The organism is Pseudomonas sp. K2I15, from assembly GCF_002204795.1.
Classification (GTDB): Bacteria; Pseudomonadota; Gammaproteobacteria; order Pseudomonadales; family Pseudomonadaceae; genus Aquipseudomonas.
Genome location: NZ_NIXO01000083.1, coordinates 1 through 18195 on the forward strand (window position 1 = coordinate 1; position 18195 = coordinate 18195).

At 60.7% G+C, this 18195-nt stretch carries 18 protein-coding genes; 12 read left to right on the plus strand and 6 right to left on the minus strand.

The genetic code is table 11. The features are described 5' to 3' along the window. Positions 1-153 precede the first annotated feature (153 nt). The 5 genes from rluB to CEC48_RS28555 form a co-directional block, all read right to left on the minus strand. Positions 154-1404, minus strand: coding sequence for a 23S rRNA pseudouridine(2605) synthase RluB (rluB, locus tag CEC48_RS28535; RefSeq protein WP_088426821.1), 1251 nt, complete (start codon positions 1402-1404; stop codon positions 154-156). 420 nt (positions 1405-1824) lie between these two features. Beyond that, the gene (gene scpB / locus CEC48_RS28540; RefSeq protein ID WP_088426822.1) at positions 1825-2772 is read right to left on the minus strand and encodes an SMC-Scp complex subunit ScpB; all 948 of its coding nucleotides are present in this window, start codon (positions 2770-2772) and stop codon (positions 1825-1827) included. Positions 2773-2784: 12 nt separating this feature from the next. After that, positions 2785-3483 carry a ScpA family protein gene (locus CEC48_RS28545; protein ID WP_176438798.1) on the minus strand — a complete coding sequence of 233 codons (699 nt, stop codon included), beginning with the start codon at positions 3481-3483 and terminating at the stop codon, positions 2785-2787. A gap of 120 nt (positions 3484-3603) precedes the next feature. After that, positions 3604-4233 (minus strand): L-threonylcarbamoyladenylate synthase, encoded by a 630-nt coding sequence (locus CEC48_RS28550; RefSeq protein WP_088426826.1) that lies wholly within the window; start codon positions 4231-4233, stop codon positions 3604-3606. 13 nt (positions 4234-4246) lie between these two features. Continuing rightward, positions 4247-5110 (minus strand): PHP domain-containing protein, encoded by an 864-nt coding sequence (locus CEC48_RS28555; RefSeq protein ID WP_088426827.1) that lies wholly within the window; start codon positions 5108-5110, stop codon positions 4247-4249. 87 nt (positions 5111-5197) lie between these two features. On the opposite strand from CEC48_RS28555, the gene CEC48_RS28560 reads away from it, so the two are divergent. The 7 genes from CEC48_RS28560 (at position 5198) to CEC48_RS28590 (ending at position 10829) form a co-directional block, all read left to right on the plus strand. Further along, positions 5198-5794: a septation protein A gene (locus CEC48_RS28560; protein ID WP_088426829.1), complete on the plus strand. Its 597-nt coding sequence runs from the start codon at positions 5198-5200 to the stop codon at positions 5792-5794. A 1-nt stretch (position 5795) separates the two neighbouring features. Next, positions 5796-6095: a YciI family protein gene (locus CEC48_RS28565; RefSeq protein ID WP_088426831.1), complete on the plus strand. Its 300-nt coding sequence runs from the start codon at positions 5796-5798 to the stop codon at positions 6093-6095. 106 nt (positions 6096-6201) lie between these two features. Next, positions 6202-6609, plus strand: a complete 408-nt coding sequence (locus CEC48_RS28570) for a translation initiation factor 2 (RefSeq protein ID WP_088426833.1) — start codon at positions 6202-6204, stop codon at positions 6607-6609. Positions 6610-6616: 7 nt separating this feature from the next. After that, a complete protein-coding gene (locus CEC48_RS28575; RefSeq protein ID WP_003220065.1) occupies positions 6617-7294 on the plus strand; it encodes a response regulator transcription factor in 678 nt (225 codons plus the stop codon). Between the two features lie 269 nt (positions 7295-7563). Further along, on the plus strand, positions 7564-8028 hold the full coding sequence (locus tag CEC48_RS28580; RefSeq protein WP_088426834.1) for an LTXXQ domain protein: 465 nt from the start codon (positions 7564-7566) through the stop codon (positions 8026-8028). A gap of 67 nt (positions 8029-8095) precedes the next feature. Beyond that, positions 8096-9439 (plus strand): cell wall metabolism sensor histidine kinase WalK, encoded by a 1344-nt coding sequence (locus CEC48_RS28585; protein WP_088426836.1) that lies wholly within the window; start codon positions 8096-8098, stop codon positions 9437-9439. A gap of 40 nt (positions 9440-9479) precedes the next feature. Next, positions 9480-10829: a CoA transferase gene (locus CEC48_RS28590; protein ID WP_088426838.1), complete on the plus strand. Its 1350-nt coding sequence runs from the start codon at positions 9480-9482 to the stop codon at positions 10827-10829. A 171-nt stretch (positions 10830-11000) separates the two neighbouring features. Here CEC48_RS28590 and arcD (CEC48_RS28595) read toward each other — a convergent pair whose 3' ends face one another. Further along, positions 11001-12428: an arginine-ornithine antiporter gene (arcD, locus tag CEC48_RS28595; RefSeq protein WP_088426840.1), complete on the minus strand. Its 1428-nt coding sequence runs from the start codon at positions 12426-12428 to the stop codon at positions 11001-11003. 449 nt (positions 12429-12877) lie between these two features. On the opposite strand from arcD (CEC48_RS28595), the gene arcD (CEC48_RS28600) reads away from it, so the two are divergent. The 5 genes from arcD (CEC48_RS28600) (at position 12878) to CEC48_RS28620 (ending at position 18115) form a co-directional block, all read left to right on the plus strand. Next, positions 12878-14305, plus strand: a complete 1428-nt coding sequence (arcD, locus tag CEC48_RS28600) for an arginine-ornithine antiporter (protein ID WP_088426842.1) — start codon at positions 12878-12880, stop codon at positions 14303-14305. Between the two features lie 24 nt (positions 14306-14329). After that, positions 14330-15586, plus strand: coding sequence for an arginine deiminase (gene arcA, locus CEC48_RS28605; protein WP_088426843.1), 1257 nt, complete (start codon positions 14330-14332; stop codon positions 15584-15586). Between the two features lie 11 nt (positions 15587-15597). Further along, positions 15598-16608, plus strand: coding sequence for an ornithine carbamoyltransferase (locus CEC48_RS28610; RefSeq protein ID WP_088426845.1), 1011 nt, complete (start codon positions 15598-15600; stop codon positions 16606-16608). 196 nt (positions 16609-16804) lie between these two features. Then, positions 16805-17734, plus strand: coding sequence for a carbamate kinase (arcC, locus tag CEC48_RS28615; protein ID WP_088426846.1), 930 nt, complete (start codon positions 16805-16807; stop codon positions 17732-17734). Positions 17735-17752: 18 nt separating this feature from the next. Further along, on the plus strand, positions 17753-18115 hold the full coding sequence (locus CEC48_RS28620; RefSeq protein WP_088426848.1) for a DUF5064 family protein: 363 nt from the start codon (positions 17753-17755) through the stop codon (positions 18113-18115). The last annotated feature ends 80 nt before the right edge of the window (positions 18116-18195 follow it).

Sequence of the window (18195 nt, forward strand, 5' to 3'; positions counted from 1 at the left end):
GTCAGTCACCAGATGTATCAACTGACACACCGCATTCGCGAGCAAGCCCGCTCCCACAATGGACCTGCTTTGCTTTATAGAACACATTCCAAATCCAGACCAAAAAAAACGCCAACCCGAGGGTTGGCGTTTTTTTGTGCAGTGCTTAACGAATCACTGCGGCTTCTTGCGTCCAAAACCTGGACGCTGGCCGGAACCGGCCGGTGCACCACGACGCTTGCCCGATGGCGCGTCATCGACCAGTTTCAAGCCTGGGCGCTTTTTCGGCGCTGGCTTGGCTGGGCGTTTGGTACTGGCGTTGTCGTCGGCACGGCCGGTAGCCGGAGCACCACGGCCAGACTCGCCACGGTTACCGCGACCGCCCGCAGGGGAATCACCACCACGACCGGCTGGGCGCGGGGCGCGCGGAGCACGTTCGCCGTCCTGACGGGCCGGTGCCGAAGGACGACGCTCGCCTTCGATGTGCGGCTCGCGGGAGATACGACCGCCAGTGGCCGGTGCATCCAGCGCAGGGCGCAGGGTGCGGGCAACACGGTCGGTACGTGCCACCGGGCGCGACGATTTACGCTGCATACGCTCAAGCTTGTCTTTGCTCTTGGCGTTCATCTGCGGCATGGCTACCGGCGTCAGGCCGACTTCAGCACTCAGGATGTCGACTTCGAACTGGCTCATTTCGCGCCAGCGGCCCATCGGCAGGTCGGAGTTGAGGAACACCGGGCCGAAACGCACGCGCTTCAGGCGGCTGACCACCAGGCCCTGGGATTCCCACAGGCGACGCACTTCACGGTTACGGCCTTCCATCACCACGCAGTGGTACCAATGGTTGAAGCCTTCGCCGCCCGGAGCCTGCTTGATGTCGGTGAACTTGGCCGGGCCGTCTTCCAGCACGACGCCAGCCTTGAGGCGCTCGATCATTTCGTCATCAACTTCGCCACGCACACGTACCGCGTATTCACGGTCCATCTCGTAGGAAGGGTGCATCAGGCGGTTGGCCAGTTCACCGTCGGTGGTGAACATCAGCAAGCCGGTGGTGTTGATGTCGAGACGACCGATGTTGATCCAGCGGCCTTCTTTAGGGCGTGGCATCTTGTCGAATACGGTTGGACGGCCTTCCGGGTCGTCACGGGTGCAGATTTCGCCATCGGGCTTGTTGTACATGATGACGCGGCGCACCGATTCGGCGGCCTCTTCACGCTTGATGACCTTGCCATCAATGGTGATGGCGTCGTGCAGGTCGACGCGCTGGCCAAGGGTGGCTTCAACGCCGTTGACCTTGATGCGCTTCTGGGTGATCCAGGCTTCTACGTCGCGGCGCGAACCTACGCCGATACGGGCGAGGACTTTCTGCAGTTTTTCGCCTGCGGGGCCGATTTCCTGGCTGTCGTTCTGGTCTTGGTCACTCATCTTAAGCACCTCCCGGTGTGTCGATTCAGGCTTGGCCTGAAGATAGTAAAAGCTGGGCTTTTGGCGAACGCATCGCCAAAGGGTCGCGAATCATACGCGTAAGGCGCGCGTTGCGCATCAAAGACTAGTCGATAAGTCGGGGCTCACGCGGCATTGCGCCGACCAGTGGTGCCTTTATGTAGGAGCGAGCTTGCTCGCGAAAAACCTGAGGGCGCCGTTGGGCATCTGATTTCCCGCGTTATCGTTCACGACCTTCGCGAGCAAGCTCGCTCCTACAGGGCACCGCGCTAGTCTTCGAATTCGCGGCGCTCGTTTCATCTCGTTCCCACGCTCCGCGTGGTAATGCATCCCGTGACGCTCCGCGTCACAAGCGGACGCAGAGCGTCCAAGGCGGCATTCCCACGCAGAGCGTGGGAACGATCAGTCGTCCAGCAACCGTCGCTCGTTTTCGATGGCTTCGGCCATGGCCCGGGCTTCGTCTTCTTCGTCGCTCAGCGGCGGTTGTTCGAGCGCCGCGACGGCGGCCAGGAGTTTTGCACGGGCTTGGGCGATGCCCAGGATGTCTTCTTCGGGCTCGGATTCAACGTCGACTGGCAGCTCAACCTCATCGTTCAGTTGCAGCACGGGCTCCGGCTCCCCATCGCTGACCACGCCATCACGCAGCAAATCGTCGAAGTCGGTCTTTATGCCCTGCTCCATGTCGTCCAGTTCCAGCAACAACGTATGGAAACTGGTTTCGTCCTTCGGCTCTTCCGGCTCGGCGCTGGCGTCGGCCAACTCCTGCAAACCGGCGGGCACCGGGGCATCGTCGAAGTCCAGTACCGGGTCCGGCTCCATCTCCCGCAACTCGGCCAACGGCGGCAAGTCGTCGAGGTTTTTCAGGTTGAAATGGTCGAGGAACACCTTGGTGGTGGCAAACATCGCTGGCTTGCCGGGCACATCACGGTAGCCAACGATGCGAATCCACTCACGCTCCAGCAACGTCTTGACGATATGGCTGTTGACCGCCACGCCGCGCACGTCTTCGATCTCGCCCCGAGTGATCGGCTGGCGATAGGCAATCAGCGCCATGGTTTCCAGCATCGCCCGGGAATAGCGCTGCGGGCGCTCTTCCCACAGGCGGCCGACCCACGGCGAGAACTTTTCACGAATTTGCAGGCGATACCCGGAAGCCACTTCCCGCAGCTCAAAGGCACGGCCGTCGCAGGACTTGCGCAGAATCTCCAGGGCCTTCTTGAACACCGGCGGCTCAGGGCGCTCGGCTTCTTCAAACAGTTCGAACAGGCGTTCCAACGATTGCGGCTTGCCCGAGGCCAGAAGAAAGGCCTCCAACAGCGGGGCCAGTTCGCGGGGTTCAGTCAAATTCATCGATTCAGCTCTTTATTCGGCTCGCGCCCGCACGTGGATAGCCGCAAAAGGCTCATTCTGGACCAGCTCGACCAACGACTCCTTGACCAGTTCAAGGATCGCCATAAAGGTCACCACCACCCCCAGGCGCCCTTCTTCTTTGGTAAACAGCGCTACGAACGGCACAAACCCGCCGCCCTTGAGGCGGTCCAGTACATCACTCATGCGCTCGCGGGTGGACAGGGCCTCGCGGCTGACCTGGTGGCTTTCAAACATGTCGCCACGGCGCAGGACTTCGGCCATGGACATCAGCAATTCTTCCAGGCTTACATCCGGCAACAGCTTGCGCGCCCGGGCTTCCGGGGCGTCGAGCTTGGGCACCACTACGTCGCGGCCCACCCGGCTGAGGCCATCGATGCCTTCGGCAGCGGCCTTGAAGCGCTCGTATTCCTGCAGACGGCGGATCAGTTCGGCGCGTGGGTCGTCCTCTTCTGCCTCGATGGTTTCCGAGCGCGGCAGCAGCATGCGCGACTTGATCTCCGCGAGCATCGCGGCCATCACCAGGTACTCGGCGGCCAGTTCCAGGCGCACCGTCTGCATCAACTCGACATAGCCCATGTACTGGCGGGTGATTTCCGCCACGGGGATGTCGAGGATGTTGATGTTCTGTTTGCGGATCAGGTACAGCAGCAAATCCAGCGGGCCTTCGAAGGCTTCGAGGAAGACTTCCAGGGCGTCCGGCGGGATGTACAGGTCCAGCGGCATTTCCATGACGGCCTGGCCGTAGACCATGGCAAATGGCAGTTCCTGCTGGGCGCCCGCCTGGCTGTCGACGGTTTCGACGGCCGACATTCAGGCCTCGACCATGAACGGTGCCGGGTCGCCACAACCCACGCGCACCACTTCCGGCTCGCCATCAGCCAGGTTGATCACGGTGGAGGCCTTGTTGCCGCCGTAGCCGCCGTCGATGATCAGGTCGACGTGTTTTTCCAGCAGGCGGCGCATTTCGTAAGGGTCGTACAACGGCTCGGTTTCACCCGGCAGAATCAGCGACACGCTCATCAATGGCTCACCGAGTTCCTCCAGCAGCGCCAGGGCAATCGGATGCTCCGGCACGCGCAGGCCGATGGTGCGCTTCTTCGGGTGCAGCAGCAGGCGCGGCACTTCGCGAGTAGCGTTGAGGATGAAGGTGTAAGGCCCCGGCGTGTGGGCCTTGAGCAGGCGGAAGGTGCCGGTGTCGACCTTGGCGAACAGCCCCAGTTGGGACAGGTCGCTGCAAATCAGTGCGAAGTTGTGGTTCTTGTCCAGGTCACGCAGGCGTCTTACGCGCTCGACCGCATTCTTGTCGCCGATCTGGCAACCGATCGCGTAGGAGGAATCTGTGGGGTAGATCACCACGCCACCGGCACGGATGATCTCCACGGCCTGTTTGATCAGGCGCGCTTGCGGGTTTTCCGGATGAATCTGGAAGAATTGACTCACGTGTTCTACCTGTTCAGACGGGGGCAATAATGGGGTCATGTTTGAAGCGACACCAAAGGGGCGGCAAATCTTCCGGAACGGCGCGGTACTCGCCAATCTCGGACCAGCCGCCAGGGCCATGAAAATCACTGCCGGCGCTGACCAGCAGACCAAATTCGCGGGCAAGAATCGCCAGGCTGCCGACCTGTTCGGCGGGTTGATGCCCGTTTACGACCTCGATTGCGTGGCCGCCCGCTCCAATATAGTCGCCAATCAGCTTGCGGCGCTTGCTGCGGGTGAAATCGTAATGCCAGGGATGCGCCAGGCTGACCCACGCGCCCGCTGCCCGCAGGGTGCCAACGGTGTCTTCCAGGGTCGGCCAGTGTTGCTTGACGTCCCCCAGCTTGCCGGCGCCCAACCATTTGCGGAACGCTTCGGCGCGATCCTTTACAAAACCTTCGCGCACCATCCAGTCGGCAAAGTGCGGACGGGCCGGGGCGTTGCCGCTGTCGCCCAGTTCCTGCTGGATGGCACGGGCGCCTTCCAGGCCGTTGGGCATGCCCTTGAGGGCCAGTTTGCGGCTTATTTCTTCGGACCGCAGCCAGCGGCCATCGTGCAATTTGGCGATGGCCTCCACCAGCGGCGGCGCGTTTACGTCAAAACCGTAGCCCAATACGTGAATGGTTGCTCCGCCCCAGGTGCAGGACAATTCAACCCCGTTGACCAGTTGCATGCCCAACGCCGTCGCGGTTTCGCGAGCCTCTGCCAGGCCTTCGAGGGTGTCGTGGTCGGTCAACGACAGGACTCGCACGCCTTTTTCAAACGCACGCGCAACCAGGACCGCGGGCGCCAGGGCGCCGTCGGAGGCTGTGCTATGGCAGTGCAAATCAACATTCACGGGAGTGTGTAACCTCAAGTCAGCTGGCGCTTTCGCTACCAAGGATGTTTGTTATTATGCCGCCACATCCAGCTTCTGGCTCTTACTGTGAAACAATTCATCGACTTCATCCCGCTGTTGCTGTTTTTCATCGTTTACAAAATCGACCCTCGCGTTATCGATATTGCCGGCCACGAGCTGACAGTCGGTGGCATCTACAGTGCCACGGCGGTACTGATCATCAGCTCGGTGGTGGTCTACGGCGCTATCTTCATCTCCCAGCGCAAGCTGGAAAAAAGCCAATGGCTGACCCTGATCGCCTGCCTCGTCTTCGGCAGCCTGACCCTGGCCTTCCACAGCGAAACCTTCCTTAAATGGAAAGCCCCGGTGGTCAACTGGCTGTTCGCCCTGGCCTTTATCGGCAGCCACTTCATCGGTGACCGCCTGCTGATCAAGCGGATCATGGGCCACGCGCTGAGCTTGCCGGACCCAATCTGGGTGCGACTGAACATCGCCTGGATCGTGTTTTTCGTGTTCTGCGGCGCCGCCAACCTGTTCGTTGCCTTTACCTTCCAGAGCTACTGGGTAGACTTCAAGGTGTTCGGCAGCCTGGGCATGACCGTGCTGTTCCTGGTCGGCCAGGGTATCTACCTGTCGCGCCACCTGCATGACACCGACCCTACCACGCCGAAAACCGAGGACTGACATGCTCTACGCAATCATTTCCACCGACGTCGCCAACTCGCTGGAAAAACGCCTCGGCGTGCGTCCAGCCCACGTTGAGCGCTTGAAGCAGCTGCAAGCTGAAGGCCGCCTCGTATTGGCCGGCCCGCATCCGGCGGTAGACAGCAACGACCCGGGAGACGCCGGTTTCACCGGTAGCCTGATCATCGCCGAGTTCGCGTCCCTGGTGGCTGCACAAGCCTGGGCCGACGCTGATCCGTATGTGGCAGCCGGTGTTTACGCTCATGTACTGGTCAAACCGTTCAAGCAAGTCCTGCCTTGATTCGTTGCGCGCTGAACCAATTGGCTTCAGCGCACTCCTAAACGCTCATTATTCCCGGTAACCTGCCGACAACGTTCTGAATATTCGTGTGGAATCAGGAGTTCCGATGCGCTTACGTCAGTTGTGTCTGTTGGCAGTGTTAATGATCGGGGCTACGGCCCACGCTGAAGAAACCTCGAACACCGGCAGTTCTACGCCCCTGTCCTTGAGTGCCGGCAGCCAGATCACCGATTTGCAGCAACGTTTGAAAGAAAGCGAACGCCAGCGCGATGAACTGAGCAAGCAATTGCAAAGTGCTGACGCCACCCGGGAAAGTACCCAATTGAGTAAACTGCGCCAGGAGAACCAACGCCTGGCCCAGCAACTCAAAGAAGCACAGGGCGGTGCCTTGCCACGCTGGCTGACCGAACAACAGCAATGGTTCGTGACCGGCGGGGCAGTGGCGCTGATCGCCCTGCTGTGCGGGATCTTCGCCAGTGGCGGGCACCGGCGCCGTCGACAATGGCTAAATTGAGTGAGTCATGAGCGAGCTGTTACTGATAGATGATGACCAGGAGCTCTGTGAGCTGCTGACCAGTTGGTTGAGCCAGGAAGGTTTCCAGGTGCGCGCCTGCCATGACGGCTTGAGCGCACGCAAGGCATTGGCCGAAGCCGCCCCGGCGGCGGTGGTGCTCGACGTGATGCTGCCCGACGGCAGCGGCCTTGAGCTGCTCAAGCAATTGCGCAGCGACCACCCGGAGCTGCCAGTGCTGATGCTCTCGGCCCGCGGCGAACCGCTGGACCGGATTCTCGGCCTGGAACTGGGCGCCGACGATTACCTGGCCAAGCCCTGCGACCCTCGCGAACTGACCGCCCGCCTGCGCGCCGTGCTGCGCCGCAGCCACCCGGCCGCCGTGTCCACCCAGCTGGAGCTGGGTGACCTGTGCTTCAGCCCGGTGCGTGGCGTGGTCACTATCGATGAACAGGAATTTGCCCTGACCGTTTCCGAAAGCCGCCTGCTGGAAGCCTTGTTGCGCCAGCCGGGCGAGCCGCTGGACAAGCAGGAACTGGCGCAAATCGCCCTGGGCCGCAAGCTGACCCTGTATGACCGCAGCCTGGACATGCACGTGAGCAACCTGCGCAAGAAGATCGGCCCGCACCCCGATGGCCGGCCACGGATCGTGGCGCTGCGTAGCCGCGGCTATTACTACAGTCTCTAAGCGCAACCCCGATTCTCTGTGGGAGCTGTCGAGCCTTGGCGAGGCTGCGATGGCATCACCTCGGTGCAACGGATAGACCTCGGCGCCTGCATCGCAGCCTCGCCAAGGCTCGACAGCTCCCACAGATGACCTTCTCTGCCTCAATAGTTTTGTCAGCCCCGCCCAAAATCCTCTTTACCCAAGCTTTACCCTCCCCTGACTGCCGCTGACCTTGATCTGGGTAATCTACTCACATCCGGACTCACCGGAATAGAGACAGGAGAATCACCATGCGCAAGACCCTTATCGCTCTGATGTTCGCTGCTGCCCTGCCCACCGTTGCCATGGCGGCAATGCCAGAAGGCCCAGGCCCGATGGGCGGCCCTGAAGGCCACATGATGGGCGGCCCAGGCCACGGCGGTGAACACGGCATGCGGGGCAAAGGTGGGCCTTTCAGCCAGCTTGATCTGACCCACGAACAACGCCAGCAGATCGGCAAATTGATGGGCCAGCAATGGCACGCTCGCAAAGAGCTGGTCAAGAAGTACCTGGATAAACTCCCGGCCGCTGACCAGAAAGCCATGCAGGACGAAATGGCTGCCGGCAAACAGAAAACCCAGGCTGATATCCGTGCCGTGCTGAAACCCGATCAACAGAAGAAATTCGACGAGATCGTGAAGAAACAAGCCGAGCGCCGCGCCGAGTGGAAGGAATTCCAGGCCTGGAAAGCCCAGCAGCCGCAAAAAGCGCAATAATGACCTAGCTTCACTCCCACAGCCCAGTGGCTACCGCCGCTGGGCTTTTCCTGTTTGAGGGTTTCTTGTGCGTTCATTGTTCTGGCGCGTCCTTGCCAGCTTCTGGCTGGCCATCGCCCTGGTTGCCGGGTTGTCGATCCTGCTTGGGCACATGCTCAACCAGGACGCCTGGATTCTCAGCCGCCACCCCGGGCTTAATAACCTCGCGCAGGAATGGACGCAGCTCTATGAGGCCAAAGGCGAGGACGCCGCTCAAGAGTTGCTGCAGCAGCGCAAGCGCCAGTACCACATCGACGTGCAAGTGCTTAACGAAAGCGGCGAGCCCGTCGTGCAAGGCACCTTCCCGCGCCGCGCTGCCGCCCTCGAGGCCCGACAAAAAGACAGCCAGGACCGCCATCTGCCCTGGCGGCGCCTGACCGCCGAGTACACCAGCGAAAAAACCGGCGACACCTACCTGCTGATCTACCGCATCCCTCACCCGGAGCTGGACGCCTGGCACCGCAACAGCCTGCTCTGGCCGTTAAGTGCCCTGGCGATTGCGCTGGTGGTGCTGACCCTGTTCAGCTTGCTGGTGACGCTGTCCATCACCCGCCCGCTCAGCCGTCTGCGCGGCGCGGTGCATGACCTGGGCCAGACCACCTATCAGCAAAACAGCCTGGCGCGGCTGGCCAACCGTCGCGACGAGTTCGGCGTACTCGCCACCGACTTCAACCGCATGGGCGCCCGCCTGCAAAGCCTGATCGGCAGCCAGCGCCAATTGCTGCGGGACGTGTCCCACGAACTGCGATCGCCCCTGGCCCGCCTGCGAATCGCCCTGGCCCTGGCAGAACGCGCCACGCCCGAGGCACGGGAGAAACTCTGGCCACGCCTGACCCGTGAATGCGACCGCCTGGAAGCGCTGATCAGCGAAATCCTGGTACTCGCCCGGGTGGACGCCGACAACGCCAGCGCCGAAGACGTTGACCTCAACTTGCTGCTCAGGACCCTGCAAAAAGACGCCTTGCTCGGCGCACCGGACCAACCCGTGCAGCTCGATGCCGAGGCTGGGCTGCAACTCAAGGGCTGGCCGACCATGATCGAACGCGCCGTGGACAACCTGCTGCGCAACGCCCAGCGCTTCAACCCACCGGGCCGGCCGATTGAAATGGACGCCAAGCGCCAGGGCGAACGCATTGTGATCAGCGTGCGCGACCACGGCCCCGGCGTTGATGCCGAACACCTGAGCCAACTCGGCGAGCCGTTTTACAGGGCCCCAGGGCAAACCGCACAAGGCCACGGCCTGGGCCTGGCCATCGCCCGGCGCGCGGCGGAGCGCCATGGCGGCAGCCTGATCCTGGCCAATCATCAAGGCGGTGGTTTTATCGCCAGCGTGGATTTGCCACTGGTGCCTGGGGTTGTCATTCAACCCTGATGATCTTCTATGATGGTCCTTCTCATAAGGAGGGCCTTTGATGACTGATCTGCTCACTCCCATCCAGGCAGCACTCGACTTACCCGTCACTGCGCTGGCCTTCACCGAGGCCGGCGCCCTGCCCTCGACCTTTGCCGTCACCGAACTGGCCAGCGCCAGCATCGGCGCAGCGGGCCAGGCGATTGCCCAGTTGCTGTTGCAGCAAACCGGGCGCTTGCCCTCGGTGACCGTCGACCGGCGCCTCGCCTCATTCTGGTTCTCCTCATCCCTGCGCCCCGATGGCTGGACCCCACCACCGCTGTGGGACCCGATTGCCGGCGACTACGCCTGCGCCGATGGCTGGATTCGCCTGCACACCAATGCGCCGCACCATCGGGCCGCCGCCGAGCGCGTACTCGGGCAGGTTGCTGACCGTGATGCGATGGCGGTGAAGGTTGCCCAATGGAACGCTGCCGAGCTGGAACAGGCGATTGTCGAGGCGAACGGTTGTGCAGCGCAGATGCGTTCGTGGCAAGACTGGCAAGGTCATCCTCAAGGTCTGGCGGTCAATCAGGAACCGCTGGTCCATCGCCAGACCTTTGCAGCCCTCAGTGACAAACCCTGGCTGGGCTCGGTGGCAAGGCCACTGGCGGGAATCAAGGTGCTGGACCTGACCCGCGTGTTGGCCGGCCCCACAGCCAGTCGTTTTCTCGCAGGCCTTGGCGCCGACGTACTGCGCATCGACTCCCCTAACTGGAACGAACCCGGCGTGGTGCCTGAAATGACCCTGGGCAAACGCTGCGCCCGCCTGGACCTGAAAAACGCCGATGACCGGCAGATCTTCGAAGCCCTGCTCAAAGACACCGACATTCTGCTGCACGGCTACCGCGCCGACGCGCTGGAGCAACTGGGCTACGGTGAGGACGCACTGCAAGCCATCGCCCCGGGCCTGATCGACGCCAGCCTCAATGCTTACGGCTGGAGCGGGCCGTGGCGCAATCGCCGGGGTTTCGACAGCCTGGTGCAAATGAGCACCGGGATTGCCGAGGCTGGCCGGCAGTGGAAAAAGGCCGACAAGCCGGTGCCGCTGCCGTTGCAGGCGCTGGACCACGCCACCGGGTATTTGATGGCGGCCAGTGCGATCCAGGCATTGAGTGAACGATTGAAATCCGGACGCGGCGGCTCGGCGCAGCTGTCACTGGCGCGCACGGCGAAACTATTGGTAGACGCGGGACAAGTCCCGGAACAACCACCACTGCGGGCCGAAGAAGCGGGCGATCAAGGCCTGGTAGTGGAACAAACGGCCTGGGGCCCGGCCCATCGATTGCTGCCCCCGGTGACCATCAGCGGGACACCGTTGCAATGGGATTTGCCAGCAGGTGAATTAGGCTCACATCGCGCGAAGTGGTGACTTGGTAATTTCTGATAGTGAAACGGCTTTTGTGGTGAGCGGGCTTGCCCCGCGCTGGGCCGCGAAGCGGCCCCAATAAGGCAGCAGTTTTCCTTCAGACAGACCGAAGTGACAGGTTTTAGGGCTGTTTCGCAGCCCAGCGCGGGGCAAGCCCGCTCACCACAGGAATCTTCACAACGACAATACCCCGCTGTATAACCCATACGCCGCCAGGCTCGCCCCGGCGATCACGCAGGCGAAAATGCCTTTTTCCAGGTGCGTAAACAAGGGCTGGCCCTGCTCCCGCTTGGCCAGGGCAAACAGAATCACCCCGGGTGCGTACAACAGCGCCGACAGCAGCAAGTACTTCACACCGCCGGCGTAAAGCAGCCACACCGCGTAAGCCAGGGCGATCAGGCTGATCAGCAAGTCCTTCATGCGCTCGCCGTGGGCACCGTCGTAGGTGTGACCACGCCAGCTCAATAAAACCGCATAGGCCGCCGACCACAAGTAGGGCACCAGGATCATCGACGATGCCAGGTAAATCAGGCTGGTGTAGGTACTTTCCGAAAACAGCGTGATCACCAGAAACAGCTGGATCATCACATTGGTCAACCACAGTGCATTAACGGGCACCTGATTGGCGTTTTCCTTTTTCAGGAACGTCGGCATCGTCTTGTCATGGGCAGTGGCGTAGAGGATTTCGGCGCAGAGCAAGGCCCACGACAGCAGCGCCCCCAGCAGCGAAACCACCAGGCCGATGCTGATCAACAACGCGCCCCACGGGCCAACGATATGCTCCAGCACGCCAGCCAGGGACGGGTTTTGCAGGCTGGCAAGTTCCGGTTGGCTCATGATCCCCAGCGACAGCAGGTTGACCAGCACCAGCAGCGCCAACACCCCAAGAAACCCGATCACTGTGGCCCGGCCAACGTCCGAGCGTTTCTCGGCCCGCGCCGAGTAGACGCTGGCGCCCTCGATGCCGATAAACACAAACACCGTGACCAGCATCATGTTGCGCACCTGGTCCACCACGCCGCCGAAGTTCCGATTGCTCAGGCCCCAGATGTCACGGGTAAAAATGTCGGCCTTGAACGCCACGGCGGCAATCACGATAAACATCACCAACGGCACGATCTTGGCCACGGTGGTGATCTGATTGATGAACGCCGCCTCCTTGATCCCGCGCATCACCAGAAAATGCACGGCCCACAGCAATACCGACGCGCAGCCGATGGCCACCGGCGTATTGCCCTGGCCGAACACCGGAAAAAAGTAACCAAGGGTGCTGAATAGCAACACGAAGTAACCGACGTTGCCCATCCAGGCGCTGATCCAGTAACCCCAGGCGGACGAGAAACCCATGTAGTCGCCAAACCCGGCCTTGGCGTAGGCATACACCCCGGAATCCAGATGCGGTTGACGATTGGCCAAGGTCTGGAACACGAAGGCCAGTGTCAGCATGCCCACGGCGGTAACTCCCCAGCCGATCAACACCGCGCCCACTTCAGCCCGCGCCGCCATGTTCTGTGGCAACGAGAAAATCCCGCCGCCGATCATCGAGCCCACTACCAGAGCGATCAAGGCGTTAAGTCGAAGTTTTTCTGCCGGTTGGGACATGGATATTCCTGAATAAAAAACGGCTCTTGAGGCAACAGCTGTGCACTCAACTAATTTATGTACAACTATCAACGTTTATTAGCTATAGCGAATAAACCGGAACGTCTCATAACTTAAATGCATGACGGTAAATAACGTTTAAATAAATTTATAATTTAAATAAACATTGAACTTTCTGTGCTGCGCGGTATTTGGCTAGCCACTTTCTAAAAGTTTGCATATCTGAAAAAAAGGACTAGCTTCAAACGTCCATGGCAATGAAAGAACCTGTTGTTTGAAATGGAAAAACGCTCTGTGAAGCGCCTCTCCGTGGCACTTTAGCGCCCGTACTTTCCATCATAAGCCATTCATTCACAATGAAATGTACCAATGAAGTGATCTGAGTCAGCTATTTGGTTAGCGCACAGATTTATTCTGTGGTCTCTCTTCTCCTGCATTGGAGTCACGCGATGTCTGAATCTCCCGGAAAACTAAGGCTTGGCGCACTGGTTGCACTTGTCGTGGGTTCAATGATTGGCGGCGGGATCTTCTCACTGCCGCAAAACATGGCGGCCAGCGCCGATGTCGGCGCCGTACTGATTGGTTGGGTGATTACCGCCGTGGGCATGTTGACCCTGGCCTTCGTATTTCAAACCCTGGCCAATCGCAAGCCCAACCTCGACGGCGGGGTGTATGCCTACGCCAAGGCCGGGTTTGGCGACTACATGGGTTTCTCGTCTGCCTGGGGTTACTGGATCAGTGCCTGGCTGGGCAACGTCGGCTACTTCGTGCTGTTGTTCAGCACCCTCGGTTACTTCTTTCCCATCTTCGGCGAAGGCAACACGGCAGCGGCGGTGATCGGCGCGTCGGTGCTGCTGTGGGCCGTGCACTTCCTGGTACTGCGCGGGATCAAGGAAGCCGCATTCATCAACCTGGTGACCACCGTCGCCAAAGTGGTGCCGCTGGTGCTGTTCGTGTTGATTGCGGTCTTCGCGTTCAAGCTGGACATCTTCACCGCTGACATCTGGGGCGTGAAAAACCCGGACCTGGGCAGCGTGATGAACCAGGTGCGCAACATGATGCTGGTCACCGTCTGGGTGTTCATCGGCATCGAAGGCGCGAGCATCTTCTCGGCCCGTGCCGAAAAACGCTCCGACGTCGGCAAGGCCACCGTGATTGGGTTTATCACCGTGCTGCTGTTCCTGATGCTGGTGAACGTGCTGTCCCTGGGCATCATGACTCAACCGGAACTTGCCAAGCTGCAGAACCCGTCGATGGCCGCCGTGCTGGAGCATGTGGTGGGGCATTGGGGCGCGGTGCTGATCAGCGTCGGCTTGATCATTTCCTTGCTGGGGGCGCTGCTGTCGTGGGTGCTGTTGTGTGCAGAGATCATGTTCGCCGCCGCCAAGGACCACACCATGCCGGAATTTTTGCGTCGGGAAAACGCCAACCACGTGCCGGCCAACGCCCTGTGGCTGACCAACGCAATGGTGCAGATTTTCCTGGTGATCACGCTGTTCTCGGCCAGCACCTACCTGTCGCTGATCTACCTCGCCACCTCGATGATCCTGGTGCCTTACCTGTGGTCGGCGGCCTATGCGCTGCTGCTGGCGGTGCGCGGTGAAACCTACGAAGGCGCCCCGGGCGAACGCAGGAAGGATCTGTTGATCGGTGCCATCGCGTTGATTTACGCGGTCTGGCTGCTCTACGCCGGCGGCACCAAATACCTGCTGCTGTCCGCCCTGCTCTACGCACCCGGCGTGATCCTGTTCGCCAAGGCCAAGCATGAACTGGGCAAACCGATTTTCACCAATGTCGAGAAGCTGATTTTTGCCGCAGTGGTCATTGGCGCCCTGGTGGCGGCCTATGGGCTCTACGACGGTTTCCTGACCCTGTAATTATTGTTCACTGGAGGATCTGTAATGACCACGGAAAAAGTGAAGTACGGCGTACATTCCGAAGCCGGCAAACTGCGCAAAGTCATGGTGTGCTCCCCAGGTTTGGCCCACCAGCGGCTGACCCCCAACAACTGCGATGAACTGCTGTTCGATGACGTGCTGTGGGTGGCCCAGGCCAAGCGCGACCACTTCGACTTCGTGACCAAGATGCGCGAGCGCGACATCGACGTGCTGGAAATGCACAACCTGCTGACCGACATCGTCGCCATCCCCGAAGCCCTGGACTGGATTCTTGCGCGCAAGATCACCGCCAACCAGGTTGGCCTGGGTTTGGTCAATGAAGTCAGCTCGTGGCTGCGCAGCCTGGAGCCGCGCAAGGTCGCCGAGTTCCTGATCGGTGGCGTGTCGGCCGATGACCTGCCGAGCAGCTTCGGTGGCAAGACCATCGAGATGTTCCGCGACTTCCTCGGCCACTCAAGCTTCATTCTGCCGCCGCTGCCCAACACTCAGTTCACCCGCGACACCACCTGCTGGATCTACGGCGGCGTGACGCTGAACCCGATGTACTGGCCGGCGCGACGCCAGGAAACCCTGCTGGCGAGCGCCATCTACAAATTCCACCCCGAGTTCACCAACGCCGACTTCCAAGTGTGGTACGGCGACCCGGACCAGGAACACGGCAATGCCACCCTGGAAGGCGGCGACGTGATGCCGATCGGCAACGGCGTGGTGGTGATCGGCATGGGCGAGCGTTCCTCGCGCCAGGCCATCGGCCAACTCGCGCTCAACCTGTTCAAGCACAAAGCCGTGGAACGCGTGATCGTTGCCGGCCTGCCGAAATCCCGCGCGGCGATGCACCTCGACACCGTGTTCAGCTTCTGCGACCGCGACCTGGTCACGATCTTCCCGGAAGTGGTCAGCCAAATCGTGGCTTTCAGCCTGCGCCCGGACGAGACCAAGCCCGGCGGCATCGATATCCAGCGCGAAAAAACCAGCTTCCTCGACACCGTTGCCGCGGCCCTCAAACTGAAAACCCTGCGCGTGGTAGAGACCGGCGGCAACAGCTTCGCCGCCGAGCGCGAGCAGTGGGATGACGGCAACAACGTGGTAGCCCTGGAGGCCGGCGTGGTGATCGGCTACGACCGCAACACCTACACCAATACCCTGCTGCGCAAGGCCGGTGTGGAAGTGATCACCATCAGCGCCGGCGAACTCGGCCGGGGCCGTGGCGGCGGCCACTGCATGACCTGCCCGATCATTCGCGACCCAATCGACTACTAAGGAGATCCCTCATGGCTTTCAACATGCGCAACCGCAGCCTGCTGTCTCTGATGCACCACACCACTCGCGAGCTGCACTACCTGCTGGACCTGTCCCGCGACCTCAAGCGCGCCAAGTACACCGGCACCGAGCGTGCGCACCTGAAGGGCAAGAACATCGCGCTGATCTTCGAAAAAACTTCGACCCGCACCCGTTGCGCGTTCGAAGTCGCGGCCCACGACCAGGGTGCCCACGTCACCTACATCGACCCGGTGTCGTCGCAGATCGGCCACAAAGAGAGCATGAAAGACACCGCCCGCGTCCTCGGCCGGATGTTCGATGCCATCGAATACCGTGGCTTTGAACAGGAAATCGTCGAAGAACTGGCCAAGTTCGCTGGCGTGCCGGTGTTCAACGGCCTGACCGCCGAATTCCACCCGACCCAAATGATCGCCGACACCCTGACCATGCGCGAACACAGCGACAAGCCGCTGCATGACATCAGCTACGCCTACCTGGGCGATGCCCGTTACAACATGGGCAACTCGCTGCTGATGATCGGCGCCAAACTGGGCATGGACGTGCGCATCGGTGCGCCGAAAGCCCTGTGGCCGCATGCTGATTTCATCAAGCAGTGCCAGGCATTCGCCGAGGAAAGTGGCGCGCGCATCACCATCACCGAAGACCCGAAAGAGGCCGTTAAAGGCGTGGACTTCATCCACACCGATATCTGGGTGTCCATGGGTGAGCCGGTGGAAGCGTGGGACGAGCGCATCGAGCAACTGCTGCCGTACCAGGTCAACGCCAAGATGATGAAGGCCTCGGGCAACCCACGGGTGAAATTCATGCACTGCCTGCCGGCGTTCCATAACAGCGAGACCAAGGTCGGCAAGGACATTGCCGCGCGCTATCCGAACCTGGCCAACGGCGTGGAAGTGACCGAAGAGGTGTTTGAGTCCCCGGCCAACATTGCCTTTGAGCAGGCGGAAAACCGCATGCACACCATCAAGGCGATTTTGGTGTCGGCGCTGGCGGATATCTAAACCAACACCGCTCCCACTGTCGAAACACAGTCAATGTGGGAGTGCTTTTGTGGGAGCTGGCTTGCCTGCGATGCAGACGCCTCGGTATTTCAGATGTACCGAGGTGATGCCATCGCGGGCAAGCCCGGCTCCCACACAAGCCCGCTCCCACATTTTGTCCTGTGTTCACAAGGCCGAATTTTAGAAGGATTGCTTTATGCGTATCGTCGTTGCACTGGGCGGCAACGCCCTTCTGCGTCGTGGTGAACCCATGACCGCAGACAATCAACGGGCCAATATCCGCATCGCCACCGAACAGATCGCCAAGATCCACAAAGGCAACGAACTGGTGATTGCCCACGGCAATGGCCCGCAAGTGGGCCTGCTGTCGCTGCAAGCCGCAGCCTACACCCAGGTTTCGCCGTACCCGCTGGACGTGCTGGGCGCTGAAACCGAAGGCATGATCGGCTACATCATCGAACAGGAACTGGGCAACCTGCTGGACTTCGAAGTGCCGTTTGCCACGCTGTTGACCCAAGTCGAAGTGGACGCCAAGGACCCGGCCTTCCAGAACCCGACCAAGCCGATCGGCCCGGTCTACTCTAAAGCCGAAGCGGAAAAACTCGCCGCCGAAAAAGGCTGGGCGGTTGCCCCCGATGGCGACAAATATCGCCGCGTGGTCGCCAGCCCACGGCCGAAGCGGATCTTTGAAATCCGCCCGATCCAGTGGCTGCTGGAAAAAGGCAGCATCGTGATCTGCGCCGGTGGCGGCGGGATTCCGACGATGTATGGCGAAGACGGCAAGCTCCAGGGCATTGAAGCCGTGATCGACAAAGACCTGTGCTCGTCCTTGCTGGCCGGGCAACTGGACGCCGATTTGCTGGTGATCGCCACCGACGTCAATGCGGCGTTTATCGACTTCGGCAAACCCACGCAGAAAGCCATCGGCCAGGCGCACCCGGACGAAATGGAAAAGCTCGGCTTCGCGGCCGGCTCCATGGGGCCCAAGGTCCAGGCGGCGTGCGAGTTCGCCCGCCAGACTGGCAAAACCGCAGTGATCGGTTCACTCTCGGACATCGAAGCGATCGTCCAGGGCAGCGCCGGCACACGGATCAGCACATCGAAACCTGGCATTACTTACCTGTGAAGTAGAGGAGAAACGCCTATGGCTACCTTTGAACCTGGTCACCTGCACATCGAACGCCATGCGCTGAACAAGGATGACTACAGCTACAACCTGTGCATCGACTACGAAGTCAGCCAGGACCAAAAGGAAGGCAAAGGGATGCTGTTCAAAATGCACGGCTCGGTGCAGGGCAAGGAACTCAAGGAAGAGTTTTTCCTGCCCAAGGACCAGGCGTTCGACTTTGCCCGGCAGGCAATGAATATCGCGCAGAAGTACGGCATGCCGAAGATTGCCACGCTCAATGGGCAGATGCACAAGCAGTACGATTTGATGTTTGAGGATGTGCGGCATCAGTTGGATGTGAAGCCCGGGGATCCGATCAAACCCGAACACCTGGAATAACCCGATTCCCCAGGCGCCAACAATCAAATGTGGGAGCGGGCTTGCTCGCGAAAGCGGTGGGTCAGTTAATACATCAGGTG

What these genes read in the sequence shown, in the direction of transcription:
- CEC48_RS28570 (WP_088426833.1), top strand. Translation starts at nt 6,202, where the DNA reads ATGCGCTTACGTCAGTTGTGTCTGTTGGCAGTGTTAATGATCGGGGCT.
- arcD (WP_088426840.1), bottom strand. Translation starts at nt 12,428, where the DNA reads ATGTCCCAACCGGCAGAAAAACTTCGACTTAACGCCTTGATCGCTCTG.
- CEC48_RS28620 (WP_088426848.1), top strand. Translation starts at nt 17,753, where the DNA reads ATGGCTACCTTTGAACCTGGTCACCTGCACATCGAACGCCATGCGCTG.
- CEC48_RS28610 (WP_088426845.1), top strand. Translation starts at nt 15,598, where the DNA reads ATGGCTTTCAACATGCGCAACCGCAGCCTGCTGTCTCTGATGCACCAC.
- scpB (WP_088426822.1), bottom strand. Translation starts at nt 2,772, where the DNA reads ATGAATTTGACTGAACCCCGCGAACTGGCCCCGCTGTTGGAGGCCTTT.
- CEC48_RS28590 (WP_088426838.1), top strand. Translation starts at nt 9,480, where the DNA reads ATGACTGATCTGCTCACTCCCATCCAGGCAGCACTCGACTTACCCGTC.
- rluB (WP_088426821.1), bottom strand. Translation starts at nt 1,404, where the DNA reads ATGAGTGACCAAGACCAGAACGACAGCCAGGAAATCGGCCCCGCAGGC.
- arcC (WP_088426846.1), top strand. Translation starts at nt 16,805, where the DNA reads ATGCGTATCGTCGTTGCACTGGGCGGCAACGCCCTTCTGCGTCGTGGT.
- CEC48_RS28580 (WP_088426834.1), top strand. Translation starts at nt 7,564, where the DNA reads ATGCGCAAGACCCTTATCGCTCTGATGTTCGCTGCTGCCCTGCCCACC.
- arcD (WP_088426842.1), top strand. Translation starts at nt 12,878, where the DNA reads ATGTCTGAATCTCCCGGAAAACTAAGGCTTGGCGCACTGGTTGCACTT.
- CEC48_RS28575 (WP_003220065.1), top strand. Translation starts at nt 6,617, where the DNA reads ATGAGCGAGCTGTTACTGATAGATGATGACCAGGAGCTCTGTGAGCTG.
- CEC48_RS28565 (WP_088426831.1), top strand. Translation starts at nt 5,796, where the DNA reads ATGCTCTACGCAATCATTTCCACCGACGTCGCCAACTCGCTGGAAAAA.
- arcA (WP_088426843.1), top strand. Translation starts at nt 14,330, where the DNA reads ATGACCACGGAAAAAGTGAAGTACGGCGTACATTCCGAAGCCGGCAAA.